This is a genomic window from Rhodospirillales bacterium (assembly GCA_023898785.1).
GTDB lineage: Bacteria > Pseudomonadota > Alphaproteobacteria > Micavibrionales > Micavibrionaceae > TMED27.
Genome location: CP060239.1, coordinates 2,226,015 through 2,235,379, shown reverse-complemented (window position 1 = coordinate 2,235,379; position 9,365 = coordinate 2,226,015). Strand labels below are relative to the sequence as shown.

The 9,365-nt window shown below is 47.0% G+C and carries 3 protein-coding genes, 2 tRNA genes and 3 rRNA genes; 2 read left to right on the top strand and 6 right to left on the bottom strand.

Annotation, left to right across the window (positions count from 1 at the left end; translation table 11 throughout):
- Positions 1–49 precede the first annotated feature (49 nt).
- Positions 50–487 carry a hypothetical protein gene (locus tag H6859_11040; protein ID USO05629.1) on the top strand — a complete coding sequence of 146 codons (438 nt, stop codon included), beginning with the start codon at positions 50–52 and terminating at the stop codon, positions 485–487.
- A 52-nt stretch (positions 488–539) separates the two neighbouring features.
- Here H6859_11040 and H6859_11035 read toward each other — a convergent pair whose 3' ends face one another.
- The 6 genes from H6859_11035 to H6859_11010 form a co-directional block, all read right to left on the bottom strand.
- On the bottom strand, positions 540–1,328 hold the full coding sequence (locus tag H6859_11035; GenBank protein USO05628.1) for a hypothetical protein: 789 nt from the start codon (positions 1,326–1,328) through the stop codon (positions 540–542).
- A 111-nt stretch (positions 1,329–1,439) separates the two neighbouring features.
- A 5S ribosomal RNA gene (rrf, locus tag H6859_11030) occupies positions 1,440–1,554 on the bottom strand.
- A 107-nt stretch (positions 1,555–1,661) separates the two neighbouring features.
- Positions 1,662–4,441, bottom strand: a 23S ribosomal RNA gene (locus H6859_11025).
- A 438-nt stretch (positions 4,442–4,879) separates the two neighbouring features.
- Positions 4,880–4,955, bottom strand: a tRNA-Ala gene (locus H6859_11020).
- 106 nt (positions 4,956–5,061) lie between these two features.
- Positions 5,062–5,138: transfer RNA gene (locus tag H6859_11015), tRNA-Ile, on the bottom strand.
- A 142-nt stretch (positions 5,139–5,280) separates the two neighbouring features.
- A 16S ribosomal RNA gene (locus tag H6859_11010) occupies positions 5,281–6,768 on the bottom strand.
- The 16S, 23S and 5S rRNA genes sit together here with 2 tRNA genes alongside, the layout of an rRNA operon.
- A gap of 789 nt (positions 6,769–7,557) precedes the next feature.
- On the opposite strand from H6859_11010, the gene H6859_11005 reads away from it, so the two are divergent.
- Positions 7,558–9,165, top strand: a complete 1,608-nt coding sequence (locus H6859_11005; GenBank protein USO05627.1) for a Na/Pi cotransporter family protein — start codon at positions 7,558–7,560, stop codon at positions 9,163–9,165.
- Positions 9,166–9,365 lie beyond the last annotated feature (200 nt).

Sequence of the window (9,365 nt, the reverse complement as noted above, 5' to 3'; positions counted from 1 at the left end):
AATAAATTCTGCTACGCTCTGCCAATAATCAATTATATAAGAGACAAAAATGCTGACAGGACCGGAAAAATCGAGAGTGAAAAAATTTACAGTCGGTATGGACGAAAACACCGCCAACGCGATGCTCAACCTGTTCATACTCACAAAACCCGGCTGTGACGCCGCCGCGGGCGATTTAATGATGGCCGCGCACGGCCACTACCCAAGAGTTTGCGCGAGCACAATCGGCGCATATCAACCCTATGGCCTTGTAAGAGCGGACGGCTCAATCCCCGCCCCTGTCAAACTCGCCATCCAAAAAGCCGTTGCCCAAAACTATCTGGTCATGCACGGCCCCAAAAACCCGGTTCTCAAACCAGATTTACGGGATTTCTACGAATATTCACTGACCCTGTTCCGCACGACATTGAAAAGTTTCACACCTGCCCTGCAAAGCCCGAAGGGCATAGCGGGGGCCCAGTCTTGTCCTGCCGTAGCTTTAGCGTAGTAGGCAGATCGGAATGGGATGGGGCGTTTCACTCCCACTATACCCCATCGGATCATTGAGCTTCAATAAGCAGTTTTTCAACCAATTCATGTGCTTTTTTATGAATTTTATCACTATATATTTTTGAATTTGTTTCAGTGAAGACTTCCTGCATTTCATCTGGAAAGCCATTCAAACAAAAAATTTTATCTATATCTAAATCTTTTTTCTTAATTTCAAATTCCTTAGGTATAATAAGCGCACTAAATACCTGACCATCACATGGCACTGTACAACTTGACCACGTTCTCCCCCCTAATGGTACTGTATGAGTAACCAAATTTCTTAAATTTGTTGTATATTCCAACCAATCCTTCCATGAGTCCTCCAGAATCTGGTTATAGGGATTATTTTGCAGAAACTTAAACTTCTCTTTTTTCTTGTTTTCACAATACCCCCTGATATTTCCAACCCATCCAGCCTCATTTGGTTTAATTCTTCCTAACGAAAGAGCTGCATCAATCATTTGTTTATTTAAAAGAGAATAAGAAACATCTGATAGCCGCACTATTGCTGATAAAAAAGCCTCAAGCTCAATAATTGAAACCATAAAGGACCAATAATGCGCCTTTTCCTCTGAAGAAATATTTCCTAAACTTGTTTTCCAGTCCTCAGGCGGTTGCAAAGTTCCTCTTTGCCAACCTCCACTAGTGACTTCAAGTTTCTGCGCAGCATCCAAATTACGTTTGTGATAATCGACCGCCTCAATCAAAAATATAATGCGCAAAAAGTCATTATGTTTTTCCGAAGAAAGCTTTTCGATTACATGATACAGATATTGGCTTTTTACAGATATAGTCATGAACCACCAGTACAAGAGAGAATTATTCTAAACAACAAAAAAACCGCCCAAACAGGCGGCATTTTGGAATTCGATGTAAACAGGTTTGAAAACATCAAATAGACTTTAAAGATCTGGCAGCGATCTACTCTCCCACGCCTTAAGACGCAGTACCATCGACGCTAAGAGGTTTCACGGACCAGTTCGGGATGGGATGGAGTGTTTCACTCTCGCTATAACCACCAGATCATTAAAACCTACTTGATGAAAAAATCCAATATCGTCAAAACCAAGCTTTCATTTCACGAATGCGGATTTACCGCTGCGCGTGAGCATAAGCGCAAAGCCTATGCGGATATAAATTCAAGCCAATCGAGCAATTAGTAATGGTTAGCTTCATATGTTGCCATACTTCCACATCCATCCTATCAACGTGGTGGTCTTCCACGGCTCTGATAGGGAGTCCTGGTATTGAAGGGGGCTTCCCGCTTAGATGCTTTCAGCGGTTATCCTGTCCGAATATAGCTACTCTGCGGTGCCGCTGGCGCGACAACAGATACACCAGAGATTCGTCCACCCCGGTCCTCTCGTACTAAGGGCAGCTCTTCTCAAGACTCCAACTCCCACGGCAGATAGGGACCGAACTGTCTCACGACGTTCTGAACCCAGCTCACGTACCTCTTTAAATGGCGAACAGCCATACCCTTGGGACCTGCTACAGCCCCAGGATGAGATGAGCCGACATCGAGGTGCCAAACAGCGCCGTCGCTGTGGACGCTTGGGCGCTATCAGCCTGTTATCCCTAGAGTACCTTTTATCCGTTGAGCGATGGCCCTTCCATGCGGAAACCACCGGATCACTATGACCGTCTTTCGACACTGCTTGACCTGTCAGTCTCACAGTAAGGCGAGCTTATGCCATTGCACTCAATGGACGATTTCCGACCGTCCTGAGCTCACCATCGCGCGCCTCCGTTACAATTTGGGAGGCGACCGCCCCAGTCAAACTACCCACCATACAGGGTCCCGGAACCGGATAACGGTTCGCGGTTAGACAACACAAAAGCCAGGGGTGGTATTTCACCTGTTGACTCCATGACAGCTGGCGCCGCCACTTCAAAGTCTCCCACCTAGGCTACACATGACAGTCATATTGCCACTGTAAAGCTATAGTAAAGGTTCATAGGGTCTTTCCGTCTGACCGCGGGTACGAGGCATCTTAACCTCGAGTTCAATTTCACTGAGTCTATGCTGGAGACAGTGGGGAAGTCGTTACGCCATTCGTGCAGGTCGGAACTTACCCGACAAGGAATTTCGCTACCTTAGGACCGTTATAGTTACGGCCGCCGTTTACCGGGGCTTCAATTCAGAGCTTGCACTCCTCCTTTTAACCTTCCGGCACCGGGCAGGCGTCAGACCCTATACGTCGTCTTGCGACTTCGCAGAGCCCTGTGTTTTTGATAAACAGTCGCCACCCCCTGGTCTGTGCCCCCCCACCAAAGTTGCCTTCAATGGGGGCATCCTTCTCCCGAAGTTACGGATGTAATTTGCCGAGTTCCTTCAGCATAGTTCTCTCAAGCGCCTTGGTATTCTCTACCATCCTACCTGTGTCGGTTTCGGGTACGGTCTAATGTGGAGGCTATTTCCTGGATGTCCTTCACCACCCCTCCAATCCAATAAGAAGGAATGATTTACGGCCACCGTCACACATCCACTGGCCCACGAATATTAACGTGGTTCCCATCGACTACGACTTTCGTCCTCGCCTTAGGGGCCGGCTTACCCTACGCAGATTAGCTTTACGTAGGAACCCTTAGGATTTCGGCGTGAGTGTTTCTCACACTCATCTCGTTACTCATGTCAGCATTCTCACTTCCGATACCTCCAGGCAACCTCGCGGTTACCCTTCGCAGGCTTACGGAATGCTCCGCTACCACGCATACAAAGTATGCATCCTAAGCTTCGGTGAATAGTTTGAGTCCCGGTACATCTTCGCCGCCAGAAGTCTTGTTTAGACCAGTGAGCTATTACGCTTTCTTTAAAGGGTGGCTGCTTCTAAGCCAACCTCCTGGTTGTCATGGACTTCCGACTTGCTTTCGCACTTAACTATTACTTGGGGACCTTAGCTGTAGGTCTGGGTTGTTTCCCTTTTCACCACGGACGTTATCACCCATAGTGTGTCTGCCAGGAAAGCACTCTTCGGTATTCGGAGTTTGGTAAGGTTTGGTAAGGCTCGCGCCCCCCTAGCCCTTCCAGTGCTCTACCCCCGAAGGTGTATAACCTGACGCTCTACCTAAATAGATTTCGCGGAGAACCAGCTATTACCCGGTTTGATTGGCCTTTCACCCCTAGTCACAGATCATCCCGTACTTTTTCAACAGTAGTGGGTTCGGTCCTCCATTGCGTGTTACCGCAACTTCAACCTGTCCATGACTAGATCACCGGGTTTCGGGTGTAATCCACCATACTATGTCGCCCATTTAAGACTCGCTTTCGCTGCGCCTCCACCTAACGGCTTAAGCTTGCATGATAGACTAACTCGCTGACCCATTATACAAAAGGTACGCCGTCACACGATAAACGTGCTCCGACTGCTTGTAGGCATCCGGTTTCAGATCTGTTTCACTCCCCTTATCGGGGTTCTTTTCACCTTTCCCTCACGGTACTTGTTCACTATCGGTCAATCAGGAGTATTTAGCCTTAGAGGATGGTCCCCCTATATTCAGACAAGATTTCACGTGTCCCGTCCTACTCGAAGACCTAAAGAATTTTTACGTATACAGGACTATCACCTACTTTGGTGTGGCTTTCCATCCACTTCCACTTATTAACTTTAGGCCATTGGGCTGATCCGCGTTCGCTCGCCACTACTAGCGGAATCTCGGTTGATTTCTTTTCCTCCGGGTACTGAGATGTTTCACTTCCCCGGGTTTGCCTCTTAACGCTATGTATTCACGTTAAGATACCTCAAAAGAGGTGGGTTTCCCCATTCGGAAATCCCCGGGTCAAAGAGTGTTGACCTCTAACCGGGGCTTATCGCAGCCTGCCACGTCCTTCATCGCCTCTGATTGCCAAGGCATTCACCAGATGCCCTTCAAAACGCTTGAATTCATATCACGCGCAGGGATAAATCCGCCGCATAACAAAGCGAAAAGCTTTGTTTGCAAACTTTTTCAACACTGCGTTCATTCTAAAATTGGAACAAGAATGAAAGAAATGAACATGTCCGGGCCTTTTGAACACCCGAACATTAAGTTCTCAGTTTTGTCAGACATTGGAGTTCATATCACCATTAAGCAAAGAGCCCTATGAAAAGCCCCTCACCCTACAAGCGGTGATACAAACGATCATTTAAACATCCACGGGACAAGCCCGCGAACATCAAAATGATGTCATTTCATCAGTCATTGTTTAAGTAGACAAAAACTCTTGGGGAGATTTTTGTCCCAATGACTAATTTTCAAACCTATTTACGATGTATAAGAACGACGAAGCAAACCAACGATTTGTTCGTATTATTTAGAGAAATTCACATTCCTCATTTAAACTTTCAACAAAAGCTTAAACGAAAAATGGTGGACCCTAGCGGGATCGAACCGCTGACCTCCTGAATGCAAATCAGGCGCTCTCCCAGCTGAGCTAAGGGCCCTCTTTTCGCCTTTTAAAACGAATATTTTTTATTCAGGAGCAAGTGATTTTTGACGCCGCGTATTTCACATACACAAGAATAAAATCACGCCGCTCATGAATAAAAATGGTGGGCCTGGCAAGACTTGAACTTGCGACCTCACGCTTATCAAGCGTGCGCTCTAACCAGCTGAGCTACAAGCCCTCACCAACGGATCAACCGCAGGTCGGGCCCGATATAAAAGCCCAATCGGCCGATCCAGTAATTCTTATCAAGGAAAGAAGAAATATGCGGGCAACAGTACTCGCTCTTCCGTGTTTCACGAAAGAGATGCACCAAATAGCAACCTTAGAAAGGAGGTGATCCAGCCGCAGGTTCCCCTACGGCTACCTTGTTACGACTTAGTCCCAGTCGCTGATCCTACCGTGGTTCGCTGCCTCCGTAGTTAGCACACGACCTTCGGGTAGAACCAACTCCCATGACTTGACGGGCGGTGTGTACAAGACCCGGGAACGTATTCACCGTAGCATTCTGATCTACGATTACTAGCGATTCCAACTTCATGCTCTCGAGTTGCAGAGAACAATCCGAACTGAGACTACTTTTAGAGATTAGCATCGCCTCGCGACGTAGCTGCCCACTGTAGTAGCCATTGTAGCACGTTTGTAGCCCTACACGTAAGGGCCATGATGACTTGACGTCGTCCCCGCCTTCCTCCGGCTTGTCACCGGCAGTCTTGTCAGAGTGCCCAACTAAATGATGGCAACAGACAATAAGGGTTGCGCTCGTTGCGGGACTTAACCCAACATCTCACGACACGAGCTGACGACAGCCATGCAGCACCTATTCACTCCCCGGCCGAACCGAAGACAATCATCTCTGAAAGTCCCAGGAGGATAGTTAAGTGTAGGTAAGGTTCTTCGCGTTGCTTCGAATTAAACAACATGCTCCACCGCTTGTGCGGGTCCCCGTCAATTCCTTTGAGTTTTAACCTTGCGGCCGTACTCCCCAGGCGGTGTGCTTAAAACTTTCGCTCCGTCACCGAAAGCTGAACTCCCGACAACTAGCACACATCGTTTACGGCGTGGACTACCAGGGTATCTAATCCTGTTTGCTCCCCACGCTTTCGTATCTGAGCGTCAATAACTGTCCAGTTGGGCGCCTACGCCACTGGTATTCCTCCTAATATCTGCGAATTTCACCTCTACACTAGGAATTCTCCCAACCTCTCCAGTATTCTAGACAAGGAGTTTCAAAAGCAGTTCCAGGGTTGAGCCCTGGGATTTCACTTCTGACTTTCTTGTCCGCCTACATACGCTTTAAGCCCAGTTATTCCGAACAACGCTTGCTCCATTCGTATTACCGCGGCTGCTGGCACGAATTTAGCCGGAGCTTCTTGTAGTGTTACCGTCATTATCTTCACACTTGAAAGAGCTTTACAACCCTAAGGCCTTCTTCACTCACGCGGCATGGCTGGATCAGGGTTGCCCCCATTGTCCAATATTCCTCACTGCTGCCTCCCGTAGGAGTCTGGTCCGTGTCTCAGTACCAGTGTGGGGGATCATCCTCTCAGACCCCCTACAGATCGTCGCCTTGGTGAGCCTTTACCTCACCAACAAGCTAATCTGACGCGGGCTGATCCCTCGGCGATAAATCTTTGGACCGGAGTCATTATAAGGTATTAGCTACCGTTTCCAGCAGTTATTCCTTACCGAGATGTACATTCCCACGCGTTACGCACCCGTGCGCCACTGCCCCGAAGGGCCGTTCGACTTGCATGTGTTAGGCCTGCCGCCAGCGTTCGTTCTGAGCCAGGATCAAACTCTTAAGTTTGAATCCATCAATGCCCAAAAGAATTTTTGGTATTGAAGTAATGCGTCATCATAAAGACGACGACTTCTTCAAAGACCTGCTTAATTTGCTGCTTGGTTAAAGCTTGTACACTCTAACCAAACTGTTTGTGATCATATAAATGATCACGTGCGTCATGAAAGACATACGCTTAAATTAAACAACAGTCTTCTTTATTTAAGTGCATTCAATACACACCTCACAAATGAGGCCAAAGCACTGCTGCCTGCGTATTCCTTCTTTCCTATTCACGATGTTCAAGAACCTATCCGGCACAAAACCGAATAAAAAGAAGCCTTAGAACTTCTTGTTATTCGTCTCTGAACTTTTCAAGCGATGATCCTCTTATAATCCGCCATAATCAGATCGTCAACTCAGCAATCAAAAATCTATGATTTTTAGTGCTTCACGCCGCGCTTCAGGCTCCCCCGTCTCGAGGCGTGGAGGGATATATACGCATCTCGCTCCCGCCCGTCAAACCTTTTTTTCATCTTTTTTTAATTTTTTTAAGTCCACCCCGAAAAAACAACAAAAAACACCCCTGCACTTACCTTCCAACAACAAAATATTAAGAGTTTAAACAAGATAGGGGCAAATAAAACACATACTCCCAAACAATTATATAATAATGGATTTTATTTCTACACACGCTACACTAGACAAACGCCTTCGCGCTAACGCTGGATATTCCATGACGCTCAAATAAAAAACTTTAAGGAGTCATCCCATTCCCGTATCTCTAATTCTTCTTCACATTGCAGGTGCTGTTTGCTTGTTGCTTTGGGGCACACGTATGGTCAAGCTCGGCTTTGTGCGCGCCTACGGCACATCGCTTCATCGAGCCTTGTTATACAGCACACGAAATCGCTTTTACGCCTGCGCTTCCGGTATTGGTGTAACATCCCTCTTGCAAAGCTCAACGGCAACAGCCCTGCTCCTTATCTCCTTTGTCAAAAAAAGCACCATTCCACTGACTGCCGCACTCGCTGTTCTTATCGGCGCGGACATTGCCACAACGCTCGTAGCTCAAATCCTAACCCTTAACTTATCTTGGTTGTCCCCGGCTCTTCTGATTTTAGGCGTTTCCGGACACATTATGCATGAACATGGCGGGCGCAAACGCCACATTTTTCGTATTGTGATTGGACTGGGGCTCATGCTGCTCGCACTGACTCTGATCAAACAGGCATCTGCCCCACTAACACACTCAGGCACATTGCCCCTAATTTTAGCCCCCCTTGAATTTGATCCAATCACTGCAATTCTATTTTCCGCCATATTGACATGGGTCATGCACTCCTCACTGGCCGCAGTCCTCTTGTTCGCCTCATTGGCCAGCAACAACATCATAGACTTAGAGCTTGGAGCGCTGCTGGTACTGGGAGCAAATCTCGGTGGAGGCTTTATTCCCTTTATAGCCACCTATAAAGATGGAGTTATCGCCCGACGCATAACATTTGGAAACATTATCATGCGCACCGCTATACTGGCGCTGACCTTTTTCTTTATGGACACAGCTCTGGGAGTTGTTGAAATTATGAGTCTCGATACAGCCCGCGATCTCATCAATCTGCATATGGGATTTAATCTCGTGCTGGCATTTCTTTTCTTACCAAACGTGCAATGGATTGCCAGACTGTGCGAGAAGCTTCTTCCTGAAAAAACATCTCTGCCACCAAAAGCTTATACCCCGCTTTATCTTGATAATAAGGCGCTAACCACTCCGGTCGTCGCCCTGGCCGGCGCCGCACGCGAAACATTAAGGATGGCGGAAATGGTCCAAGATATGCTGGAAAAAACCATTGAAGCCTTCAAGCAAAACGATACCACACTAGCCAAAGCAATCAGCGAAGAAGACAATACTATCGATCGCCTATACTACGAGATTAAACTTTACATGACAAAGCTGACGCAAGAAGCCCTCGACCCCAAAGAATCAGATCGCTACCTTCAAATCATTACCTTTGCCACTAACTTGGAACATATCGGCGACATTATCGACAACAGCCTGATGGAACTGGCTAAGAAGAAAATAAAGAAAAAAGAACGTTTTTCCGATAAAGGATGGGCCGAGATTAAGGACTTTCACCGCAGTGTTGTTGAAAATATGCGCATGGCTCAAACAATCTTTTTGTCAGAAGACCCTAGTCTGGCCCGAAATTTAATTGAACAAAAACGGATCGTCAGCGATGCTGCCAAATCAAGTTCAGCCCTGCATTTTGAACGCTTGCGTTCAGGATTGCCTGAAACCATCGCCACCAGTTCGCTACATCTGGACATCATCCGCGATTATCGCCGCATCAACAGCTACGTCACATCCGTAGCCTATGCAATTTTGGAAAACGCTGAAAAATACAAAAAACAGCGAAAAAAACGCTAAATAACCAGCACTAAAAACAATTTTTTACAAAACCCTCAAGGCTCTCCACGCCCACAACCAGCTTGATCATATAAATACTCATACCTCCTGTATAGCGTCACCGAGCCTAAATGCCAACTTTAAGGGGATAGCCCTATGAAAGGAATTCACAAGACTGCATATGTATGCGTATACTTACAAAGGTTGAATAGATTCAATTT